Source organism: Maricurvus nonylphenolicus (assembly GCF_042854845.1).
Classification (GTDB): Bacteria; Pseudomonadota; Gammaproteobacteria; order Pseudomonadales; family Cellvibrionaceae; genus Maricurvus; species Maricurvus nonylphenolicus.
Genome location: NZ_AP031498.1, coordinates 128,337 through 149,267 on the forward strand (window position 1 = coordinate 128,337; position 20,931 = coordinate 149,267).

Annotated in this window: 24 protein-coding genes; 15 read left to right on the forward strand and 9 right to left on the reverse strand. The window is 46.8% G+C overall.

Annotated elements, in window-relative coordinates; all coding sequences use genetic code 11:
- The first annotated feature begins 71 nt into the window (after window positions 1–71).
- From ACGHZ6_RS00595 to ACGHZ6_RS00630, 8 genes are all read left to right on the forward strand, one after another.
- Window positions 72–1,661, forward strand: coding sequence for an ABC-F family ATPase (locus ACGHZ6_RS00595; protein ID WP_390616820.1), 1,590 nt, complete (start codon window positions 72–74; stop codon window positions 1,659–1,661).
- Window positions 1,662–1,687: 26 nt separating this feature from the next.
- Window positions 1,688–2,113, forward strand: a complete 426-nt coding sequence (locus ACGHZ6_RS00600; protein WP_390616822.1) for a DoxX family protein — start codon at window positions 1,688–1,690, stop codon at window positions 2,111–2,113.
- 2 nt (window positions 2,114–2,115) lie between these two features.
- Window positions 2,116–2,709, forward strand: a complete 594-nt coding sequence (locus ACGHZ6_RS00605) for a pyridoxal 5'-phosphate synthase (RefSeq protein WP_390616823.1) — start codon at window positions 2,116–2,118, stop codon at window positions 2,707–2,709.
- 170 nt (window positions 2,710–2,879) lie between these two features.
- The gene (locus tag ACGHZ6_RS00610; RefSeq protein WP_390616824.1) at window positions 2,880–3,671 is read left to right on the forward strand and encodes a PH domain-containing protein; all 792 of its coding nucleotides are present in this window, start codon (window positions 2,880–2,882) and stop codon (window positions 3,669–3,671) included.
- A 166-nt stretch (window positions 3,672–3,837) separates the two neighbouring features.
- Window positions 3,838–4,206 (forward strand): VOC family protein, encoded by a 369-nt coding sequence (locus ACGHZ6_RS00615; RefSeq protein WP_390616825.1) that lies wholly within the window; start codon window positions 3,838–3,840, stop codon window positions 4,204–4,206.
- A gap of 208 nt (window positions 4,207–4,414) precedes the next feature.
- Window positions 4,415–4,921: a hypothetical protein gene (locus ACGHZ6_RS00620; protein ID WP_390616826.1), complete on the forward strand. Its 507-nt coding sequence runs from the start codon at window positions 4,415–4,417 to the stop codon at window positions 4,919–4,921.
- A 177-nt stretch (window positions 4,922–5,098) separates the two neighbouring features.
- The gene (locus ACGHZ6_RS00625) at window positions 5,099–6,838 is read left to right on the forward strand and encodes an SPASM domain-containing protein (protein ID WP_390616828.1); all 1,740 of its coding nucleotides are present in this window, start codon (window positions 5,099–5,101) and stop codon (window positions 6,836–6,838) included.
- A 24-nt stretch (window positions 6,839–6,862) separates the two neighbouring features.
- A complete protein-coding gene (locus ACGHZ6_RS00630) occupies window positions 6,863–7,279 on the forward strand; it encodes a hypothetical protein (protein ID WP_390616829.1) in 417 nt (138 codons plus the stop codon).
- 175 nt (window positions 7,280–7,454) lie between these two features.
- Here the strand turns inward: ACGHZ6_RS00630 and ACGHZ6_RS00635 are convergent, their stop codons facing one another.
- On the reverse strand, window positions 7,455–7,997 hold the full coding sequence (locus tag ACGHZ6_RS00635; RefSeq protein ID WP_390616830.1) for a nuclear transport factor 2 family protein: 543 nt from the start codon (window positions 7,995–7,997) through the stop codon (window positions 7,455–7,457).
- A gap of 148 nt (window positions 7,998–8,145) precedes the next feature.
- Here ACGHZ6_RS00635 and ACGHZ6_RS00640 point away from each other — a divergent pair, with 148 nt between their 5' ends.
- Entirely contained in the window at window positions 8,146–8,538 is a 393-nt protein-coding gene (locus ACGHZ6_RS00640; protein ID WP_390616831.1) for a winged helix-turn-helix transcriptional regulator, read from the forward strand.
- 21 nt (window positions 8,539–8,559) lie between these two features.
- Here ACGHZ6_RS00640 and ACGHZ6_RS00645 read toward each other — a convergent pair whose 3' ends face one another.
- Window positions 8,560–8,919 (reverse strand): winged helix-turn-helix transcriptional regulator, encoded by a 360-nt coding sequence (locus ACGHZ6_RS00645; protein WP_390616832.1) that lies wholly within the window; start codon window positions 8,917–8,919, stop codon window positions 8,560–8,562.
- Window positions 8,920–9,049: 130 nt separating this feature from the next.
- On the opposite strand from ACGHZ6_RS00645, the gene ACGHZ6_RS00650 reads away from it, so the two are divergent.
- On the forward strand, window positions 9,050–9,460 hold the full coding sequence (locus ACGHZ6_RS00650) for a GFA family protein (protein WP_390616833.1): 411 nt from the start codon (window positions 9,050–9,052) through the stop codon (window positions 9,458–9,460).
- An 18-nt stretch (window positions 9,461–9,478) separates the two neighbouring features.
- Window positions 9,479–9,895 (forward strand): FAD-binding oxidoreductase, encoded by a 417-nt coding sequence (locus tag ACGHZ6_RS00655; protein WP_390616834.1) that lies wholly within the window; start codon window positions 9,479–9,481, stop codon window positions 9,893–9,895.
- Window positions 9,896–9,915: 20 nt separating this feature from the next.
- Here ACGHZ6_RS00655 and ACGHZ6_RS00660 read toward each other — a convergent pair whose 3' ends face one another.
- Window positions 9,916–10,938, reverse strand: coding sequence for an AraC family transcriptional regulator ligand-binding domain-containing protein (locus ACGHZ6_RS00660; protein WP_390616835.1), 1,023 nt, complete (start codon window positions 10,936–10,938; stop codon window positions 9,916–9,918).
- Between the two features lie 79 nt (window positions 10,939–11,017).
- Here ACGHZ6_RS00660 and ACGHZ6_RS00665 point away from each other — a divergent pair, with 79 nt between their 5' ends.
- Window positions 11,018–12,034, forward strand: coding sequence for a pyridoxamine 5'-phosphate oxidase family protein (locus tag ACGHZ6_RS00665; RefSeq protein WP_390616836.1), 1,017 nt, complete (start codon window positions 11,018–11,020; stop codon window positions 12,032–12,034).
- A gap of 52 nt (window positions 12,035–12,086) precedes the next feature.
- Here ACGHZ6_RS00665 and ACGHZ6_RS00670 read toward each other — a convergent pair whose 3' ends face one another.
- Window positions 12,087–13,313 (reverse strand): APC family permease, encoded by a 1,227-nt coding sequence (locus ACGHZ6_RS00670; protein ID WP_390616837.1) that lies wholly within the window; start codon window positions 13,311–13,313, stop codon window positions 12,087–12,089.
- A gap of 68 nt (window positions 13,314–13,381) precedes the next feature.
- Here ACGHZ6_RS00670 and ACGHZ6_RS00675 point away from each other — a divergent pair, with 68 nt between their 5' ends.
- Entirely contained in the window at window positions 13,382–13,777 is a 396-nt protein-coding gene (locus ACGHZ6_RS00675) for a DUF1761 domain-containing protein (RefSeq protein ID WP_390616838.1), read from the forward strand.
- Window positions 13,778–13,826: 49 nt separating this feature from the next.
- On the opposite strand, the gene ACGHZ6_RS00680 is transcribed toward ACGHZ6_RS00675, so the two are convergent.
- The 4 genes from ACGHZ6_RS00680 to ACGHZ6_RS00695 form a co-directional block, all read right to left on the reverse strand.
- Window positions 13,827–14,696, reverse strand: a complete 870-nt coding sequence (locus ACGHZ6_RS00680; protein WP_390616839.1) for an acyl-CoA thioesterase — start codon at window positions 14,694–14,696, stop codon at window positions 13,827–13,829.
- Between the two features lie 164 nt (window positions 14,697–14,860).
- Window positions 14,861–15,664: a universal stress protein gene (locus ACGHZ6_RS00685; RefSeq protein WP_390616840.1), complete on the reverse strand. Its 804-nt coding sequence runs from the start codon at window positions 15,662–15,664 to the stop codon at window positions 14,861–14,863.
- A 206-nt stretch (window positions 15,665–15,870) separates the two neighbouring features.
- Window positions 15,871–16,080: a hypothetical protein gene (locus tag ACGHZ6_RS00690; protein ID WP_390616841.1), complete on the reverse strand. Its 210-nt coding sequence runs from the start codon at window positions 16,078–16,080 to the stop codon at window positions 15,871–15,873.
- A gap of 164 nt (window positions 16,081–16,244) precedes the next feature.
- Window positions 16,245–17,780, reverse strand: a complete 1,536-nt coding sequence (locus ACGHZ6_RS00695) for a diguanylate cyclase (RefSeq protein WP_390616842.1) — start codon at window positions 17,778–17,780, stop codon at window positions 16,245–16,247.
- Between the two features lie 92 nt (window positions 17,781–17,872).
- Here ACGHZ6_RS00695 and ACGHZ6_RS00700 point away from each other — a divergent pair, with 92 nt between their 5' ends.
- Entirely contained in the window at window positions 17,873–18,646 is a 774-nt protein-coding gene (locus ACGHZ6_RS00700) for a hypothetical protein (RefSeq protein WP_390616843.1), read from the forward strand.
- Window positions 18,647–18,665: 19 nt separating this feature from the next.
- Here the strand turns inward: ACGHZ6_RS00700 and ACGHZ6_RS00705 are convergent, their stop codons facing one another.
- Window positions 18,666–19,289, reverse strand: a complete 624-nt coding sequence (locus tag ACGHZ6_RS00705; RefSeq protein WP_390616844.1) for a TetR/AcrR family transcriptional regulator — start codon at window positions 19,287–19,289, stop codon at window positions 18,666–18,668.
- A 179-nt stretch (window positions 19,290–19,468) separates the two neighbouring features.
- On the opposite strand from ACGHZ6_RS00705, the gene ACGHZ6_RS00710 reads away from it, so the two are divergent.
- The gene (locus ACGHZ6_RS00710; RefSeq protein ID WP_390616845.1) at window positions 19,469–20,929 is read left to right on the forward strand and encodes an arylsulfatase; all 1,461 of its coding nucleotides are present in this window, start codon (window positions 19,469–19,471) and stop codon (window positions 20,927–20,929) included.
- Window positions 20,930–20,931: the final 2 nt, after the last annotated feature.

The following is a 20,931-nucleotide window of genomic DNA, read 5'->3' on the forward strand; positions in this document are numbered from 1 at the left end:
CCGTAGCTGTGGCATAATCCGCCGCCTTTAAGGCCATTAGGCTCCCAATCCAGACGTAAGAGAAGAAGACATTGCTGACTACCGCGAATATCACCATGCAATTTGGCGCCAAGCCGCTGTTTGAAGACGTTTCCGTCAAATTTGGCGAGGGTAATCGCTACGGTTTGATCGGTGCCAACGGCTGTGGCAAGTCCACCTTTATGAAGATCCTGGCCGGTGACCTGGAGCCTAGCGCCGGCAATGTCTCCAAAGATCCCAATGAGCGTTTGGGCGTTCTGAAGCAGGATCAGTTCGCTTACGAAGAATTTAGCGTGATCGACACCGTGATCATGGGCCACGCTGAGCTGTGGAAGGTCAAAGAAGAGCGCGACGCTATCTACTCCAAAGCCGAGATGAGTGAAGAGGACGGCATTCGCGCTGCCGATCTGGAAGGCGAATTTGCCGAAATGGATGGCTATACCGCCGAGGCCAGAGCCGGTGAGCTGTTGCTGGGTGTGGGTATCCCTACCGAGCAGCACTTTGGCCCTATGAGTGAGGTGGCCCCAGGCTGGAAGCTGCGTGTGCTGCTGGCGCAGGTGCTGTTTGCCGAGCCAGACATCATGCTGCTCGATGAGCCGACCAACAACCTGGATATCAACACCATCCGCTGGTTGGAAGGCGTGCTCAGCGAGCGCAATTGCACCATGATCATCATTTCGCACGACCGTCACTTCCTCAACAGTGTCTGTACCCATATGGCGGATCTGGATTACGGTGAGCTTCGTCTGTTCCCGGGCAATTACGACGAGTATATGACCGCGGCCACCCAGGCCCGTGAGCGCCAGCAGGCCGACAACGCCAAGAAGAAGGCGCAGATTGCCGAGCTGAAAGAATTCGTTAGTCGTTTCTCGGCCAACGCCTCCAAGGCCAAGCAGGCCACCTCGCGTGCGAAGCTGATTGATAAAATTCAGCTGGAAGATATCAAGCCTTCCAGCCGTCAGAACCCCTATATCCGCTTCGAGCAAGAGAAAAAGCTGCACCGCTTGGCGCTGGAAGTTAAAGGTCTGGCCAAAAGCTATGACGAACAACTCTTCTCCGGTTTGGATTTGATGGTGGAAGTGGGCGAGCGTATCGCCATTATTGGCCCCAACGGTATTGGTAAGTCGACGCTGTTGAAATGCCTGGTGGGCGATACCGAGAGTGAAGGCCAGGTGAAGTGGTCAGAAAACCACAAGCTGGGTTACTACGCCCAGGATCACGCTGCTGATTTTGAAGAAGAAAAAAGTTTGCTGGAGTGGATGTACCAGTGGGCACAGGAAGGTGACGACGAGCAGGTTATTCGTGGCACCCTGGGGCGTTTGTTGTTCTCCAATAAAGAGATCGATAAATCCGTCAAAGTCATTTCCGGTGGTGAGCAGGGCCGCATGTTGTTCGGCCAAATCATGCTGCAGCGTCCGAATATTATTTTGATGGATGAACCCACCAACCACCTGGATATGGAATCCATCGAATCCCTTAACCTGGCGCTGGAAAACTACGCTGGCACGCTCTTGTTTGTCAGCCATGACCGTGAGTTTGTTTCGTCATTGGCGACACGCATTATCGAATTGACCCCCACAGGCGTTGTCGACTTCCACGGCACCTATGACGATTACCTGCGTAGCCAGGGTGTTGAAGGGTAAAGTTTCAGTAACAAAGAGAAAAGCACATGGAAAGATTCAGCATCATTGTTGGCCAATTTTTACTTGGGCTCTATTTTTTACTCCCTGGAATCCAAAAGTTTACGGCCCAGGAAAAGCTGCTGGCCTATATGCAAATGCATGATATTGGATTCGCGTCCCAAGGCTTGTTGTTTGCAGGCGTTGTAAGTGTGATTGGCGGAGTGCTTTTGATGACTGGTCGCTACGTTAAGCTTGTCGCTTATGGATTTGTGCTTTACATACTGCTGGTTAATTTTATGCTGCACGACTTTTGGACGATGAGTGAAGATCGGGTTGCTCATGAGATGCAGAACTTTGTCAAAAACCTGGGCATCATGGCGGGGTTACTGGTAGTCGCGGGATACGCGAAACCACGTTGGCCATCATTGCAGGGGTGGTGGCGGAGCGATAAGTCTTTAGGTTCGGCATCATAACCATGAGTAACCCAATAGAAATATTTAAGGAAAATTGGCAGAAGGCCAAAGCCCTTAATGATGCCAATGGCAGCTATTGCACATTGGCAACAGTATCCCCCGAAGGGGCTCCTTCAATGAGGACGCTGGTACTCAGAAAGGTAACTGATGATGCCTTTGTGATATTCATTAACAGCTCCTCGGTTAAGTGGCAGCACTTAGAACACTCAAAACAAACCGAGCTATTGGTATTTTGGCCTTCATTGTTACAGCAATACCGCATAAGGGGTGAGGTGATTGAAATTTCAGAAGAGGAAATGCAATCACACTGGCAAGCAAAACCTTATGCCTCAAAAATTATTGATCATTACTACACTGAACACCACGCTCAAACCAGCGTTCTTCCATCCCGTGCAGAACTGCTTGAAGGCGTTTCTGAACTACAGCAAAAATTTCCACAAGGTAGTGATATTCCTTTCGCGCAAAATGCCAAAGGCATTATGTTAAAAGCCTCCTATATGGAAGTGTGGGAAAACTCCGAGCAAGACAGATTACACCAGCGCACCCTGTATACGCTCAACAACGGCGGATGGAGTGCGCAAACACTGGTGCCTTAATAAGGTTAAATCAGCTACATAAAAAGTCGCTCTGCGGCTACTATGTATATGGGATTAGCCTTTAAAGGATGCTCACCAAAATGCATAGAAAGAGCCTTTTAGCCATAGCTTTCGGCGTGGGTCGTATGCCAAAGAGCCTTGCTGCTGAGTTGCAAGCTGAAGGAGTTGTCGTGTCAGACGACGGTGTTCCTATGTCGTTGCACTTCGTTAAGTATCGCTCACCTCGCAACGGCTTCACCGGCCGTAAAGGCCTTGCCGGTTATATCGCCTTAACCTCGAAGCGACTGATCGCCAAGGGCTATTGGGAGGAGACAGAGCTTCCCCTTTCTCGTTTGAATCGACAGAATATCTCCTACGGCGTTCGCGCAGGGAACATCTTCTGGATTGCTATTGATGCGAGTGACTTCTACGAAGATCGTTCTGGTCGCATCGAACACCGCTTCACGACTGAACACGCTCAGCGATTCAAGCAGGAGCTGGATCGCCTGCTGGGCATCGAATCCGAGGCGGGAACTGCCGCTGTCTATTCACAAAAAGACGCGCTTTTCTACTGTAAGAGAGACACCTGGGCGACGCTGCTGATTTGGGGAATTGCGGCCTGTGCCGCAGCCAGCGTATTTATTGTCAACGAACCACATCATTCGGTGGCTTCACAGATGATGGTGTTCATGGCTGCGTTCGTCACTGGTGGAATCGGTATCTACTTTTGGGGAACTACATATTACCGTTTGGATGAGCAGATTCTGCATCTGCACAGCGGTATGTTTCACGCCAAGATTCCTCTCGAAACCATCACCCGTGTTCGGCCGGTGCGATGGGGTACCGGCTGGAGTTACGCTTGGTCGTTGGATACGCTGTGCATAGAAACGACAAGGACACGCTTCGGCTACCAGATCTCGCCAGACGACCGAGCGGGTTTTTTAGCTGCACTTCGTGCTCGAATTCCCAATAATGCGCTCTGATTCAAAATTTTTTGTTTAACTCAAATACACTACTGACACACTGCTGTCAGTAGTGCGAAGATATAGTCTGTTTCCTGCTGAGATCTACTTTTCGGCCTATGTTCGAGGTGTAGATAACAACAAATTATTTTTCGATTAAGGTAAATTAACAAGCGAGGGATCAAAGATGATCGGATACGTAACTTTAGGTACAAACGATTTACAGCAAGGCGCTAAATTTTACGACGCATTACTAGCGGAAATTGGCGCCAATAGATTTATGGAAGAAGATACCTTTATCGCCTGGGCTATTACGCCAGACAAACCCAGTTTAGCGATTACTAAACCGTTTAATGGCGAGGCTGCAACCATTGGCAATGGTGTAATGGTCGCGCTCGATGTAGAAAGCCCTCAACAAGTTGATGCCTTATATGCCAAGGCTATGGAGCTTGGTGCGACCGACGAAGGTGAGCCTGGGCAGCGAGGCGATGGGTTCTATGCAGGTTACTTCCGTGATCTGGATGGTAACAAACTAAACTTTTTCTGCTTAACGTAAGGGTGATGTTAGGCTTTTATAAGCCTATCGGGGGGGCTCAGGTATATGCAAAATACTTGTTTCCTCCCCCCCCCCCTAGACATGGCTTGTTGCTCTGATAAAGTGCAGTAATAATGAGTGGCATCAAAAGGCAAGATGGTTGATAGTAAGATAGGTAAATATCTTGATTCTAGATGAATCGATCGAGTCGCAAAGCTAGAGGAATTTAGTGTCTAAAAGAGTCGCAAGCTATAAATATGATATCGAAGCTGATCCGTCGTTTAATTTGCGAGGAGGGCGATTGGCAAAGATATTCTGGCTTGTTTTGATTGGTATAGGTTTGGTGGTGATTTCTGATAGTTTCGGTGGAAAGTTTGCTTTTTTAGCTGCTATTTTTTTGGTTTTTGTAGGATCTAGCATCTTTAAGAACAAAAATAGGTCTATTACCATTGGTGATAGTTTTGTTGTTGTTGGTAGTGAGGTGTTTTTCTTTGAAAATATGGAATCTATCCGCGTGTGTGGAGATGCAGGGACTTGTAAGTTAGTTTCAAAAGATGGTTCACGAGAAACAACTATCAAGAGAAATAGATTTTCCAGTAATGCTAATAAAGATTGGAAAATATCGAAACATCAAGAGGAAAAGTTTAAAAAGGTTGTTGGCAAGCTGATTAAGAATTCTTCGAGTTATTTGGGAGAAGGTAGTTTGGTAATTAGAAATTTTGGAATTCAGGCTTAAGGTCTTTGAGAAAATTTGCTAGATAATTCTATAATATACAAGTCAAAGCAATATCAGCAAGTAATTCACTTGTTATATGTCCCCACCATTTTTTGTAATCTAGGGTGTAAATATTGCTATCTGGGAAGTCAGACGGATCAGCAGTTGTTGGGAGTGGATGCCAACAGGGCTGTTGATATGTTGGATTATGCTTTGGACTATTTTACTGATCAAAACATACTTCCATTTAATGTATCGCTACATGGTGGTGAGGTAACAAGTTTACCTAAAAAGACGTTAGAAGCACTCCTTGTTAGAATTCAAAAATACTATTCTTACTTTCAACATGATATTGAAAGCTATGGATTTAAGAAATCAAATCCACACATAAAGACCAATTTATATAATTTTCATAAATATAGAAACTTACTAGAAAATTATAAGGTTTCTATAAGTGCCAGTGTGGATTTACCATTTTCTTTACATGAAAAGTATCGAACAACTAAGCAGGGACTGTCTTCACTAGAACGCGTTATAAAGAACTTGAGGTTATTGTCTGATTACCCTTATAGGAAAAAACTATCGGCGACTCTATTTAATGAGCACGTAAGAAATACTCCACAAATTATTGATGATATATGGTTTATCCATAATGAGATTGGATTTGACATGAATAATTTTAATTTCATGTTTGGTTTCGACTCAATGTTCAATAATGATAAGTTTCAAGGGGGTGAGCATATGGATACATCCCCCGTAAGCGATAATCAGCAAGCTATGTTTTATCAGGAAATGAAGGATGCTTTTTCTGAAACAGAGCTCGAAGCTGGTCTAAAAAAATATTGGTTTGAAGAGTTTACGCCTGCTTTTTGTACTAATGCCGTTAATTGTGGTGAAAAGTTTATATTGTTACAGAGCAATGGCGATGTCTATTCTTGTGTGCGTGGGCAGGGTGAGAAGAAGTTTTTTTATGGCAATATACAAAAGGTTCCAGCTAAAACTATTTTGGCAAATGCACGTAGCAATATCAGTTTAGTTCATCAGCAAGAGGGTTTTCATCCTGATTGTCAGAAATGTGAGTATTTGCATGTCTGTCATACTGGCTGTGCGTTTGTTAAGTATCAAAGACAGAATGGTAAATCTTATACGTGTGCGTTACAGAAGGCTATTTATCGTGATGACCCTAAGCGTTATAAGGCTACAAGTTCGCCCGAGTCTCAAGCGCTTATGTTAAAGGATTATTCCATTAAGGCGCATCCAAAACTGATTCTTGAAAGTGTAAAGAATTGGCTGCCAAACAATGATGCTTGTGAGGAAAAAGTAATGACATTACAGGAAAATTTGCAAACAAGTAGCCGGGCTAGAATAGTTTTGCCAAATGACTTATACCAAGATAAAAATTCTTTATCTGAGATTATAGAAAAGGACGATGTACTAAAGGCATTGTATTCTAGCAAGGTTATAAGGCTGGTAATTAATAAGGAAGAAGAGGCAGTGGAGTCCCAAATTCTAAAGCAGAGTCGAAGTGTATACTACCTTTGTGATGTGGATGAAGTAGGTGTTTTTGTCAAAGCTAGCCTCTTTGAAAATAACTGTTCAGAAAAAATTAGGAACTCTTTATATTTGCAGATGCTTCGAGATACGCATGTTGTGTATGGAGATGAGGAGCGTATTAAGCAAGAGCATATATTCAACTACCAAATATTTTATAATCAATTAAAACCTATACAAAGGGACGGTGATCAATGGTTTTATATAAATTTGTCACCAATTTTAAGGGTTCACAGCCATCTTTTTCTGAATGATGTATTGAATAATTTGTTTATTACAACTCAGGCTATACGCGAGTACCATTATAAGAAGCAAAAGAATAATGCTTTTTATCATATACAAGCTGTAAATTTGCCATTTCAGAATGTTGAATTCTATTGGACGTAGAAATAGTAAAATAAAGGATAAACAATGCTCTTCAAAGTAGTGGGACCTAAACAAATTCAAAAAATTGCTGCAGGAGCTAAGCAGTTTCTTAATTTGATTGGCCTTGATGAAAGAGCTAGTAATACCTCTTTGGCAGATAGACTGTCTAATAAAATGATAGCAGAGAGAATGTATAGCCCTTTAGTGGTCTATGCCAATGGTTCTCTCTTCTTTCATAAGAGAGGGACGAGCCCAGAATCGATAATCGTAAGTGGCGGGCGTATGGATATTGCAGCTAGCTTTAATGGTAAAAAAATAGAGTATATTGATCGTGATCTATACATGAACGATGCAACAGTTCGGTCTTTAGGGAACCGAGAAGGGTATGATGATGCTCTTCTTGAGATCGAAATAAACACAAACAATAACAATAACAACAATAATAATAACAATAATGGGTAATAGCTTACTCTAAACTGTTTCTTTGAAAATCTGCGTTAAAGAAAGTTAGGCAAAATAGTTAAGCTGATAGAAATAATCTTATGCTTGGGATAAAAATGCATTTGGCCAGCTAAAAGGCTGGCCGTATTAGTCTATGATATAGCGCTTACCCACGGTGCCCAAAAAGCTTAGCTGGCTAAAACACCCCATTGGCATTTTGAATATTGCCACCGCTAATAAGCGAGTAAAACCGCATAAAACCATCAAGGGCCTGGATCGAATCCCAGTGCTCGACAATTCTGCCATCTTCAAGGCGCCAGGTATCGACAATGTTCATACCTTTTTGGTCGTTACCTCTGTGTTTTTTCTTTAGGGTGGCGTGGGAATGGAAGATAACGTAATCGCCATCAGCATAGATATGTTTTACGTCGTAGGTGTAGTCGGGGTAGTCCTCAACAAACTCTTGTAAAAATCCCACCAGACCCGTGATTTTGTCCGGCAGGTTGCGATTGTGTTGCACATAGGCGCTGTTGTTATAGCGCTCCAGGACATAGTCGAAATCGTGGTTATTCATCAGGTTCTGAACAAAGTCTGTTATTAGTGTGGCATTGGCTAGCTCCTGTTCTGTCCAGCTGGGTTTCTGTAGCGATGACAGGTCAATAACCAGTCCGTCAGTATTTTGTGCTGCGGTAGTAGCGCTTGCCAATACCAGCAGTGCTGATGCAATGATTCTCAACATAAGTCATTCCTCATAGTGTTTCGTTTCAATTAAGTACCATTTGCACATCATAGTATTTATTGGTAACCTGCATTACAAGAAGGTACCAATACGTCATTAAGGCACATTTTGGTAACCCATAGACAAAGGCTGGCAGGAGGGCTGCGAGGTGGTAGCGAAAAGCAAAGGGCAAGCGAAGGCGGAAAAACGGGTATTTTATAATGATGAGGAATGCCCCATTCGCAATGTGGTGGCGCAGATTGGCGATAAATGGTCGGTGCTGATTTTATTTGCGCTTGTCGATGGTCCAGACAGGTTTAACTCCTTGAAATCCAGAGTTGTGGGTATCTCGCAGCGTATGCTGACACAAACGTTACGTGACCTGGAGCGGGAGGGCTATGTTGATAGAACGGTCTACCCCGAGGTCCCGGTAAGAGTGGAGTACGAGCTGACGGCAATGGGTAAAGATTTGGTCAAACCCCTGTATCAGCTGGTGTCGTGGGCAGAAACACACCATGACGACATTAAACGCTCGCGCGAAGCCTACGATGGGCGGAGTTAATGTTATAAATCTATGGGGTGGCTAGGCTTTCATAAACCACTCGGGGGGCACCCAGGTATCCTCAACGTACTGGTTGCCCCACCTGGCCATGGCCTGTAACACCGGTAAGGTGTCTCTGCCTTTTTGCGTCAACAAGTATTTGTAGCGCTTGGGCTTTTCCTGATACAGCTCTTTGATCAGCATCTCTTGCGCTTCCAGCATTTTTAAACGCTCTGCCAGCCGATTGCTGGGTATTTTCTCTGGTGAGTCAGCCAGTTCGCTATAGGTTTCTTTTCCGCACACCAGATCCCTGAGGATAATCAGCGTCCATTTGTCACCGTAGATATCCAGGGCGTTGGCAATGGGGCAGCCGGAACGCAGGAACTGATCGTCGTTACTCATAACGGTCTCGGGGTGTGAAAAATGGAAATTTTAGCGCAGATACTTGCGAAATTGAAGTTAGTGGCGTAGGCTGTAACTTCAATTTCGTAAGTATCTATTTTAAAAAAGACTGTGAATGAGGAGGAATCTCATGTCTAACTTGTCAGGAGAGTGTTTGTGCGGTGCTGTTAGCTATAGCGGCAGTGAAGATGCGGTGATGGCCGGCCACTGCCAGTGTACCGATTGCCAGAAGATCAGCGGTGCGGGGCATATTGCTAATATCGCGGTACCTCGTGGCAGCTTAACCATTAAGGGTGAGCTTGCGTACCATGAGAAGAAGGCCGAGAGTGGCAATACGGTTAAGCGTGGTTTCTGCCCGCAGTGTGGCTCCCATATCTATGCCGAAAATAGCGGTATGCCACAGTTCGAGTTTATTAGGGCGGGTAGCCTGCACGATCTGGAGTTATTTAAGCCGAGCATGGTGGTCTATGCCAGCAGTGGTGCTTCCTGGGATTATATGGATCCAGGCCTGCCAAAATTTGATACCATGCCTGAACTCTAGGCTAACAAGCTGTGATTAATGCTTAAACCCATTTCAGCACTTACCTCCAGTTTGCTGCTCGCTGTACATGCCTTTGCCAGCGAGCTCAAACCCTTTACCAGCGATGGCTGCAGCGCGTTTCCCGATGGAACCTTTGCCCAAAATGAATTGTGGCTGGCCTGTTGCACGGCGCACGATTATGCCTACTGGCAAGGTGGAACCTATGAAGAGCGTAAAGAAGCCGATATCGCGCTGCAGCAGTGCGTTGCTCAAGTTGGTGAGGAAGAAATTGCCTTGCTGATGCTGGCAGGTGTGCGTGTTGGCGGTACGCCGTTTTTGCCAACCACTTTTCGCTGGGGTTATGGCTGGCCCTATCCCAGACTCTATGGACAGTTAACCGCCCACGAGCGTGAGCAAGTGAATAGCGTTAGCCAGCAGTCGCAGCCATCTGACTAGCTTAAGCGTAACCATTCAAGTCATTCATTTCTAAATTCTGTTGGCGTGATGCCATACCAACGTTTAAACGCTTTATAAAAAGCGCTGCTATCAGCAAAACCCAAATCAATACTGATAGCGTTTATGGATTCTCCCTCTAGCAACCATTTCTTGGCTTGCACTTTTTGAATGTCGGTGACGATAGTGGAGTAATTTGTGCCACGGTTTTTCAGCTGTCGGTACAGAGTGGCGCGGCTAAGGCCGAGTGCTTTCGCCAAGGCATGAATATCTGGCGGGGCGTTGAGGTTGTTACGAATAATGGCCTGAATCCTAACGACGAGGTCATTGTCCTGTTGTAAAGCCGTTAGTATATGGCTGGCTTTCTCTTGCATTACCGCTTCGATATACGGATTTCTGGTAAGAATTTTTTCCGCCAAATAGCTTCTTGGTAACAGGATGCTGTTGTAAGGGTGGTTATAGGTTATCTGCTTGCCGAAGGTGTCAGTCAGGCTGGCTTGGTAACCAGGTTTAGAATTGGAAAAAGTTACTTCACTAATTGGCACTGGCTTGCCAGTCAGTTCCTGACACCATACCAGCAGTGTGCTCATGCTGCGTTCAATGGCCGCTGGCGGATATTGTCGATCAGCATCGAAGGCTATGTACAGGCGTACGTTCTGCGCGTCTGTGCTGTAGTGCCAGCGCTCGGAAGGGTTCATCAGTGGGATGTGTTTGATAAACACCTCAAGGGATTGCTGCAGTGTATCGCACTGAAATAACCAGTTGGCCAGTAAACCGCGTGATTCCGCTTGGTAATGTTGCCCTATTAACAAACCGATATGGGGTAGGGGAGCGTAGGCAGCAGCCAATTGCCACAGTTTGAGAAAATGTGACTCGTCTATACGCTGTTCCTGTATCGGCAGGTGTGCCTGCTCGGGATCGAGTAGCTGTGTATCTGTCAGGCCCAATGCCGGTAGTGCGTCGGTGGTGATGGCTCCAAGCTGCAGGAGCACCTGTCTCAGGTCAAGAACCGCAATGGCGGATACGGTATTGAGCCCAAAAGACATAAAAAAGATTCCCGTGAACAGCGAAGCGTGGCGCCAAAGAATTTAGCATGGTTTGTATTGACTGTTGAAGGGGAATGTCATGTCTGTACAACACCATTTTATCCACACACTAGAGCAATTACGGCAGGTGATACCTGCACCACCGGCGATGCTTGCCAAGCGCATCTTGCCCGCTCTGGATGCGTATTGCCAAAACCTGATCAGTAAATCTTGCTTGGTTGCTGTGGGTAGTTTTTCGGCCGCTGAGTCACCGGCTTCTGCTGTGACATTGATTGCCTTAAAACAAGAAACCCTCAAGATAACATCAGAATCTATGATCGACATTGTGTTGGATAATACAGCAGATTTTGACACACACTCACAAGCGCGACCGGTCAGTCTGTACTTTTTTATGCCAGGCATCGGCTACGGCCTCAGAGTCAATGGGATACTAACGGTTATCAAAAGCGGTGATGGCTATAGGTTAAACGTTGTGGTGACTGCAGCATATTTGCAATGTAGCCGGGCTAAAGTCAGGGCCGGGTTTTGGCAGTCACATTATCCCCAGTGTGAGGTTTTCAACGATCCAAAAGCGTTTCTGGCCAGCTCGTCCTATGGATTGATGCTGACCCAGAATGCTGAAGGTGAAACAGAACTTTCTCCCCGTGGGGATCCTGCAGGTTTTGCACGATGGCTCGATAATGAAAGCCTGGTCCTGCCAGAGCGGCCAGGCAATAAAGTGGCGGTCAGCCTGCGAAATATTCTGCAAGACAACACAATCCGGCTGCTGTTTTTTATTCCCGGTTCAACACAAATATTACAGGTTTCTGGCCTGGCTTCGGTTAGTCGTGATCCACAACTGTTGGCTACTATGGCGATTAATAATAAGAGCCCGAAACTGGCGATTGTGATTGCTGGTGTTAAGGCGAGCTTGTCTGTATCACCAGCACTTGAGACATCGCAGTTGTGGAACTCAACTAGCTTTCTCAACGAGAAGTCGCTGCCATCTTTTGCCAAAATGATGGGCGAACATATGAGTGGTAAGGGGATTAAGGGGAAGTTGTCATCAGCGCTGGTGGATGTGGTGGTAAAAAAAGATCTTAAAAACCTGTATTAACAAGGCGAGGTTTTTTATAAAGATTTGCCAGTAAATAGTTTTCTGTAAAAAGCTAAAAAATATCCAGGCTGATTGTTTGCAAGGCCAATAATAACAGGCATAGAAACAAACCAATAATGGGTATAGATACTGAGTAAGTTTTACAATCGACTGCAAGATCCCGTTGCTGCCGCTTCACCATTATTAAAGCGAGGTTCACCACAGCAAAAACACTCAGCATAATAAAACTGGTGGTTTTTGCTAACAGCGTGATAGGTAATAGGGTTGCGAATACCCAAATCAGCAAAGCAATAATCGTTGTGGCGATAATCGGTGTTTGGGTTTTGGCATTCACATGGGCCAAAAAACTGGGGAATAATCCTTGAGAGGCCATGCCGTAAAGCAGGCGCGAGGCCATAATCAGTTGTACCAAGGCGCCATTGACTACAGCAAATAAACTGATAAGCCCAATAAAAGCCGTAGAGTAACCCGCGCTTTTAACGATAGTGGCCAGCGGTGCATCGCTGTTGGCCAGTTGCTCAATCGGCAAGCTGATAACGGCAATCAGTGCGACGCTGATATAGAGAATACTCGATACCACAATAGCAATTATGATCGCTCGGGGAAGGTTGCGCCTGGGGTCTTTAACCTCTTCAGCGACATTGACCATATCTTCAAAACCAATAAAAGCGTAGAACGCCAGGAAGCTGCCAACACCAATACTGAGCAGGTTGCTTGAACTGAACCCCTCAAAATTCAATGGCCTGCTGATGTCATAGTCACTTGTTAGGCCGCAATAGATCACAAATAGCAAACCACCAACTTCAATCAATGTAATCAGGGTAATAACCACTGCGGATTCTTTAATACCCCAGGCCGCGATCACAGCCAGTATAAGCGCTAACAGGGTGATGGCGGTAAAGGGGGGTAATGGAATAAACAAGTTAAGATAACCGACAAAACCGTTGCTAATTGCTGCGGCAGAAATAATGCCAGATAGCGCAACCATAATGGCGGTGATTTGAGAGGCCTTGGCGGAGTGCCAGGCTTCGAAAACAAAGATGGCAGAGCCGGCACTTCTGGGAAATCGCGATGACATCTCGGCATAGGACAGTGCGGTAAATGCCGCGATCACACCCGCCAGTAAAAACGACAGTGGCATATAAATGCCAGCTTCGAGGCCAACTTTGCCTATAAGCACATAGATACCCGCACCGACAATGGTACCGATACCGTAAAAACTGATCGACCACAGCGAAAGACTGCGCTTAAGGGCGGGTTGATTCTCGTGTTGGTTCATAGTGTATAGTTGGCCTTAACAAACCTCTATTCACTATAGTCGAAAAGAAAACCCAATAAGGAACACCTATGCTCGCACAAGCACTTATCCCCGTTATCGCTGCTACCTTTACCGGTATGGTGTTGGGGGCGCTGTGGTATTCACCGTTGCTGTTTGGCAAGGCGTGGATGGCCGCCATTGGTAAAACGCCGGAAACTCTCGGCAGTCAAACCCTGCCTATGGTGGGAAGTATAGTTGCCAGCTTGTTAATGGCTAGCGGGGTTGCTTTATTACTGGCGGCGCTGAATGTAACGTCTTTGTCTGAGGCCACCGCTGTTGGTGCCATTCTTGGCTTTTTGATAATTTTTCCGGCTCTGTTATCGGATAATTTGTTTTGTGGTTGGGGCAAGGGCCTGCTGTTGATTCAAGCGGGTTATCGGGTGTTGACGGTTGTGTTGATGGCCGTGGTTATTTTTTTGCTGTAGGTGGGTATGAGGTGGGGTCTGACCCTGCGGGCCAGACCCCGAGTTTGTCTTAACCTTTCATCGAACGCATCAATCCTTCCTGGCTTGATGAGGCTACCAGCTTACCTTCGCGGTTATAAAACTGGCCAAAGTTCAGACCGCAACCACTGGACGATACCGGGCCATTCATGTGGTAGTAATGCCAATCGTTGATATCGAATTCATTGTGAATCCACAGGGAGTGATCCAGGCTGGCAACCATCAATTTGTTGAAGTGATCACGCATGCCATGAGGCAGTATGGCAGAAATAATCAGACGCATGTCCGACACATAGGCCAGGAATGACTGGTGCATCGGGAAGCTGGCATCCAGTTTGTGTTTGGGTTTAAACCAAAAGCCCTGTGTCGAGGACTGGCCTTTTGAGGTAGTCGACGGTAAATCGCCCACGGTTCTTATATCAAAACATTGAAATGCATCAGCAGGCGTGGGGCGAGTGAAGTCCGGGTTTTCGGCGATAAAGGCCTTAACGCGGTCTTCATCATTCTCCAGCGTTTCCGGCGCAGGGACATCGGGAATGCAGTCACTGTGTTCCAGACCTTGCTCGGGAATTTTAAACGAAACCGAGGTGTTAAAAATCGCTTTGCCATGTTGCTTGGCCACAACTCGACGGGTGGTAAAGGAGCCGCCGTCACGGATTGGGTCCACCTCGAAGATGATAGGATGGTTGATATCGCCAGGGCGCAGGAAGTAGGCGTGCATGGAGTGCATCTGCCGGTCCTCGGGTACGGTGCGGATAGCGGAGTTTAGTGACTGAGCCAGCACCTGGCCTCCAAAAACACGAAACAGTTCATTCTCTTCGGGGGTAAAACCACGAAACAGCAGGGTATCAAGTTGTTCGGTTTGCAGGATGCCTTGTAATTGCTCTGTCGGATTGCTCATTTTTCACTCTATCTCATTCATCTGTTCAGATTAGAGACTATAAAAGATAGCGTGCTATTGAGGTAGAGCTAATTTTTTTACTTTTAGGGGGGAATGTGACATATACCGGCCCGGCTAGCGTTATTGCGATCGCCGGGCTATCTGTGGGTTATGGGGTCGAATGGTTAAATCATCAAAATGCTGCGATCCATCCGCTCAACAATCTTTTCGATCATATTGCCCCGCAGTGCGCCGTGTAGGCCTGATCGCTGCTGGCTGGCAATCAGCACCAGATTGGCATCGATATCTTCGGCAACCTTGCAGATCACATCCTGAGGGTCGCCGATCTTTACGTGTATCTTGTCATTATCAATGCCGGTTTGGCTGGCGATCTGTGCCCGGTCAGGGTACTCCATGGAATCGTTGTAGGCATTGACAGCGTGGGTATCCAAACCGAACAGTGAGGACAGGGATTCGGCTGCCTCCACAACCCGTTGGTTGCGCTCGGCATATTTGTTGTCCTGGGTTTTTAGTGTGCAAAGTATGGTGTTGGCTTTGCTGTAATCCTGATCCGATGAAATCAAAATGGGATTACTGGCTTTGCGTAACAGTTTCCATTTGTCATCGTTGAAGAAAGTGCCAGGCAGATCACTGTAATAGGGCACAATAGTTAATATGGCGTCGTTTTGTTTGCTGACTTTGAGAACCGCTTCATCCCAATTGTAAGTCCAGATAAATTGTAGGCTGTAAGGAATGTGCAGTTCTTTCAGTGGCGTGTGAACCTTGTCTTCTAACCAGGTATTCGAGCAGGAAATCAGGTCAAGGTTTTCTGATTCTTTTGAGGTTGGCGAAATAGCAACAAGCACTTCGATATCGGAGTTATCTTCAGCGGATTTGACCATCTGAACAAAGTTATCGAGCGCGGGTTGATGATAGTGGCAAGGATCAACCAGTACGATAACGGTTTCACGAGTCTTTGGCGTATTCATAAGTGACCTCAATGTCTGTGTTGTCGTTGAGATCAGTGTAGTCTGGCTTTGCCGAAAAAAATTGATCCAGGTCATTTTTTCAGGCGGGATTGCAGTTCTTTACACGGGCAGCATTTTTCTTAACTTTTAAACGCTAGCATTGAAATTTAAAGACAATAAAAAGGCCAGCGCTTGTGTGGCTGGCCTTGTGAAGATAGGTAACTATCTTAGTGGTGTGGGTGATGGGCTTTCCACCACAGGTGGGCGTGGTGGCCTACATACCAGATAACACCGATGGCAATGGTCGACAGTGTTAGCGGCATGCTATAGGCAGGGCCTTGATCGATATAAAATAAAAATCCCATCATGATTAAAAACAACGCCATGCAGGATTGTAAATCCAAACGTTGGCCATTTTTAAAGTCAGGATGCAACATGGGTCACCTCCCTTTACAGCTTAAGTACCTTAAGTATATCGCGTGTCATGGGAGGTTTTTAAAAGGTTTGGCTCTAAACAGATTTGTCATAGATACCAAGCCTTATATAGAAAATACCTGTACTCATGCCTCGCCATTCCCGCGAAAGCGGGAATCCATAACCCCTAGATTCCCTCTTTGTTGGGAATAACATTATTCACCTGATTTCGCCCTAGTGCCTTGGCGTGATAAAGCGCTTTATCGGCTTGATCAACCAGATCATTGGGCGACTTGTTGTGATCAGGTGTAAGCACCGCAATGCCTGCGCTGACGGTGACATGTTGGTAGGGTGAGCGGTGAGGTATTTGTAAAGATTCTACGGCTTGACGAAGTTGTTCACCGATTTGCATCGCGCCATCCTGATCGGTATTCGGCAAAATAATTGCAAACTCTTCGCCGCCGTAACGGGACACCAGGTCGCTGGCGCGTTGGCAATGTTTCTGTAAGGTTTGGGCAATCTGACGCAGGGTGTCATCACCGGCCAGGTGGCCGTAGTGATCGTTATAGGGTTTAAAGTGATCGATATCGATCATCAGTAAGGCAAGGTTTCCGCGACTGCGTTGAGCGCGACGCCATTCTACCTCCAGTACCCATTCAAATTCCGCGCGGCTGTAAATATCGGTGAGATGATCCATACGAGCGGTTTTGGTAAGTTGCGCTAGTGTTACTTGAATTTTCAGAAGTTGCTCTATGCGGCACTGAAAATAGTCCGCCGTTTTATGCGTATAAATGATTTCATTGGCACCGGATTTTAGCAGCTGCAGTTCAAGTTCTTCATGGCTCTGTTCAAGTAGGATGACGATGGGCAGCTGCAGCTCGTCGACTTGCTTGCGAATAGTTTGGCAAATATCAATGGTGTTATAGCCGGCAAAGTGGTGCTGCAACACGACGAGATTAGGTTGTTCGGGATCACCCAGTAATTGCTGAATATGCGCAGGCCCTTTTGCCGGTTGAATATCTTTATGGTGACGCAGTTCGCTCAACAAGTGCCAGTGTTTGATTAAGTCACCGAGAAACATCAATTGTTGCCGTGGCCTATAAAGGCATGCCGTTTCCAGGTTAAGCGGCAGGCCTTGCCCGGCAAGAAAGGTTTGTAGTTCTTGCGGTGTAGGTAGGCCGAGCAGGTGATTGTCATCTCCAAAGTCGAGACTGGGGATGCGATGATCAAAATTGCCCTGCTGCCAGTAGTGCTGTTGTTGTTTCAGATTATCCCGTGCGGTAGGGCTGACAATGGGGACCTGATCCAGGCCGTTGTCCCTGCAAATGCTTTGCACCACTTGATCATCATCAATATTGAGCCCGTCTACCCACAGGGCCTGGTAAAAGGCCTGGCGCAATTGGTCGGCCTGGGCACTGTCCCTGCGCTGCAGTTCGGTGATAATCAGGGTTGCCTTGTGGGTATTGGGCCTGGCCGGCGGCATGGCAATGGCAACATCGGGGGCGCGGTGGCGAACGTGGAAGACTTCAGTGGCGAGAATGGATTGTTCTTGCAGGCTGGCGTCCTGATGTTCGATATCCTGGGCGTGTTCAATTAGGCACCAATGTGCATCGGGCGGGCTCTCCATCGCCAGAAAGCGTTGATGCAGGGCATAGCAAAAGGGGCAGTTAAGGTCTGCGTATATGCGTAATTGGCCCGTAATTGGAGTTTGAGAGGTGGTCATCTATGCTTAATATGGCGCGATATTTAACTTTCTGTTGCTTTAAGCCTAGTTCAGACACGGTTTTACACCAGTTATTGCCAGAGGAGGCGGTTATGCGGCGTATGCTGTTAAGTGTGCTGATGTTATGGCCGCTGCTTGCTGTTGCCGACAATGCCTCGTTAGATACCCCCTCTGCAGAAACCATCACCCTGCGTTACCCCACGGTAAGGTCACCGGATGAAAATGCCGTTGCCTTCTATTCTGGTGAGTATCTACGGCGCCTGTTCGAGTCCAGCCAATTTGAGTTGGTTCCTGTGTTGGTACCAACAAACCTTAGGTTATTGGCAGAACTAAGAGAGAACAGGTTCGATTTAATGTTGTTACCCACTCACCCGGCGATACAGAAGGAGGTAGGTAAAGGGTTGTTCATATACTACCCTGAGATTTTTTTTACGAGCACTATCGAGTTATTCGGTTTATCTGAAAGATCTTGGAAGAACTTATCGCTGGATCAACTTAAGGATTATCATCTGGGAGTGCCAAGCGGTATTTCCGAGCAGATGATTGCCATGTATTTAGATCAAGCCCCGCTAGGCAGGGTTAGTCATTACTATAAAAAGCAGCAGATGATTAAGGCGTTGATGACAAGACGGGTGGACCTCGTGCTCAGTGAACGCATTGGAATAGATCAGGCGGTAATATCGTTGGGGGTGGCTGAGCGCGTTCAGTCAGTAGCTACTTTGAAGCAGTTGGATGCAATAATTGCTTTTAGGGCTACATTAGAGCCGCAGATGTTAGCTGCATTAACTCAATATTTGGATAACCTTTTAAAAGACTTTGACCGGCATGGGGTCTACCGGTCAATTTTGCAGGAATACCATCATTAATGACGGACGCTGTTAGTGATTAAAGCGATAAGACTTGCTTGGCTTTCTGCTTGGCGTCTTCCGGTGCAACACCTAGTAATCTGAGAATAGCTTCAGCGGTTTCAATGCGAGTAGCCTTATTAAGGCCGTTTTTAAGTTGCAGGGTAACCGAAACGATGGCCATGGCGATAATTTGCAGTTCTAGCAGTTGGTTAATGCTCAAGGGCGTTGAACCTTGACGCTTGGCCAGCTTCAAGTCGCGGCGCATGATTTGGGCAATATCCTGACGAAAGTCATCGAGATAATGCCAGGCGCCGATCAGTACATGGCCCCAGGCTTCGGCAATAACGGCACGTTTGACGATCTTATCGGTAGAGACAATGACTTTATCAAGCCCGTCTTCCAGGTCGGCGACCTCTCCGGCAATTTCTTCTGCCATCTCCATAGCCACGACAACAGCTGCTTCGCGGGCCAGTGATTCACGGTCATCGAAATGGTTGTAGAAGGTACCATTGGCCAGTCCCGCCGCCTGGGTAATTTCCTTGATAGAGGCCGATTCAAACCCCTTTTGGGCGATGACTTGAATGGCGCTGTCAATCAACGCGGCGCGGGTGCGTTCGCGCTTACCTTGGGTGAGGGATTTGTTGCTGAAATAACGGTCCACGATGCTAACTCATTGTTTTTAAAACAGTGGAGAAAAGTCTAGCATGAGGGATATTGCTTTTCTATCAATTATGGGATTTCTCTCATAAATGTATGTATAATAATTTGAGAGTTGTCTCATTTTGGGGTGGGTAAGTATCCCTGATGGGGTATATTTTCAATATGAGGGGAGCAGTACCAATGTTTAGAGCGTGGATTACCCTAGCCGTTGTGCTGGTCAGTACAGTCAGTCAGGCCCAGCTGGCGCCCAATATCGTCCTGATTCTGGCCGATGATATGGGTTGGAAGGATGTTGGCTACCACGGCAGTGAAATTAACACGCCTCATATTGATCGTTTGGCAACAGAAGGGCTCAGGCTGGATCGCTTTTATACACAGCCGACCTGCAGCCCGACCCGCGCGGCGTTATTGACCGGAAATTCCTCACTGGCGTTGGGTGTTACAGGGCCTCTGTCGAAAATTAACCCAACCGGTTTACCGCTGAATCAGCGTTTGTTACCCGAGTATCTGAAAGAACAGCATTATCAAACGGCCCTGGTGGGTAAGTGGCATTTGGGCTATCTACAAAAAGCTTATGGGCCAAGGGCGCGTGGATTTGATCACTTTTATGGCCATCTTACCGGCGGTATTGGTTATTGGGATCACGTTCATGGCGGTGGCCTTGATTGGCAGCGCAACGGTAAAACCCTGCGTGAAGACGGTTACAGCACCCACCTGCTGCGTGATGAAGCGATTAAGGTGATTACCGAGCGAGACAAAACCAAGCCGCTGTTTTTGTATGCGAGCTTTAATGCACCGCACTTGCCTAATGAAGCGCCGGAAGCATCTATCAAACGCTACGCACATTTACCCGACAAGAACCGTCAGGTTCACGCCGCCATGGTTGAAGAGCTGGACGCCGCTATTGGCTCCATTGTCGAAACTCTGCAGCAAGAAGGTATCTTAGATAACACCCTGATCTGGTTTATGAGTGACAACGGAGGGCTTAATCTCTCCTCCTATTCCGGTAGTGGCGTGGTGACCTTGGCAAACTGGGTAGATGATTGGTTTGATCCCGGTGAAGCCCCTTTTACGATTCTGGAATTTATTCGAGTGAATGTGTTAGAAGGCGCAGCAGACAATACTCCGCTGCGCAAAGGCAAGCAGTCAATTTATGAAGGGGGGGTCAGGGTACCGTCCTTTGTTTACTGGCAGGGCAGACTGCAGCCAAGTGAGTTACAGCAGATGATAACGGTGCAAGATGTTACTCCAACCCTGTTAGCTGCCGCCGGTTTACAACTTGCCGATCAGAATTTTGAAGGCGCTAACCATTGGCCCTATTTAAGTGGCGAGTCGAAGGCAATAGATCGCGACCGCCCTTACATCATTGTGTCGACAGACGGTGAAGCGGTTTACCGCTTCCCGTGGAAATTACTGAAATTGTCTTCCGGTGAAACAGAACTCTATAACCTGCAACAAGACCCTGTTGAAGCCGTAAACCTGACCGAACAATTCCCCGATACCGTGGCCAAGTTACAAAAAGATTTGGAGAGTGCTGTTAGGGGAGAAAGTATTCATATCCCTATCTATAAAGCCATCATGAATATGGATTTTTTTGGCGGCGAAGAAACCCTGCCGCCCTGGGCTGAGCAAGTTAATTAAGC

Coding starts and splice junctions, on each gene's coding strand:
- ACGHZ6_RS00660 (WP_390616835.1), bottom strand. CDS start 10,938: ATGTCTTTTGGGCTCAATACCGTATCCGCCATTGCGGTTCTTGACCTG.
- ACGHZ6_RS00650 (WP_390616833.1), top strand. CDS start 9,050: ATGTCTAACTTGTCAGGAGAGTGTTTGTGCGGTGCTGTTAGCTATAGC.
- ACGHZ6_RS00710 (WP_390616845.1), top strand. CDS start 19,469: ATGTTTAGAGCGTGGATTACCCTAGCCGTTGTGCTGGTCAGTACAGTC.
- ACGHZ6_RS00655 (WP_390616834.1), top strand. CDS start 9,479: ATGCTTAAACCCATTTCAGCACTTACCTCCAGTTTGCTGCTCGCTGTA.
- ACGHZ6_RS00625 (WP_390616828.1), top strand. CDS start 5,099: ATGTTGGATTATGCTTTGGACTATTTTACTGATCAAAACATACTTCCA.
- ACGHZ6_RS00615 (WP_390616825.1), top strand. CDS start 3,838: ATGATCGGATACGTAACTTTAGGTACAAACGATTTACAGCAAGGCGCT.
- ACGHZ6_RS00600 (WP_390616822.1), top strand. CDS start 1,688: ATGGAAAGATTCAGCATCATTGTTGGCCAATTTTTACTTGGGCTCTAT.
- ACGHZ6_RS00605 (WP_390616823.1), top strand. CDS start 2,116: ATGAGTAACCCAATAGAAATATTTAAGGAAAATTGGCAGAAGGCCAAA.
- ACGHZ6_RS00665 (WP_390616836.1), top strand. CDS start 11,018: ATGTCTGTACAACACCATTTTATCCACACACTAGAGCAATTACGGCAG.
- ACGHZ6_RS00670 (WP_390616837.1), bottom strand. CDS start 13,313: ATGAACCAACACGAGAATCAACCCGCCCTTAAGCGCAGTCTTTCGCTG.
- ACGHZ6_RS00695 (WP_390616842.1), bottom strand. CDS start 17,780: ATGACCACCTCTCAAACTCCAATTACGGGCCAATTACGCATATACGCA.
- ACGHZ6_RS00630 (WP_390616829.1), top strand. CDS start 6,863: ATGCTCTTCAAAGTAGTGGGACCTAAACAAATTCAAAAAATTGCTGCA.
- ACGHZ6_RS00690 (WP_390616841.1), bottom strand. CDS start 16,080: ATGTTGCATCCTGACTTTAAAAATGGCCAACGTTTGGATTTACAATCC.
- ACGHZ6_RS00680 (WP_390616839.1), bottom strand. CDS start 14,696: ATGAGCAATCCGACAGAGCAATTACAAGGCATCCTGCAAACCGAACAA.
- ACGHZ6_RS00675 (WP_390616838.1), top strand. CDS start 13,382: ATGCTCGCACAAGCACTTATCCCCGTTATCGCTGCTACCTTTACCGGT.
- ACGHZ6_RS00645 (WP_390616832.1), bottom strand. CDS start 8,919: ATGAGTAACGACGATCAGTTCCTGCGTTCCGGCTGCCCCATTGCCAAC.
- ACGHZ6_RS00700 (WP_390616843.1), top strand. CDS start 17,873: ATGCGGCGTATGCTGTTAAGTGTGCTGATGTTATGGCCGCTGCTTGCT.
- ACGHZ6_RS00685 (WP_390616840.1), bottom strand. CDS start 15,664: ATGAATACGCCAAAGACTCGTGAAACCGTTATCGTACTGGTTGATCCT.
- ACGHZ6_RS00635 (WP_390616830.1), bottom strand. CDS start 7,997: ATGTTGAGAATCATTGCATCAGCACTGCTGGTATTGGCAAGCGCTACT.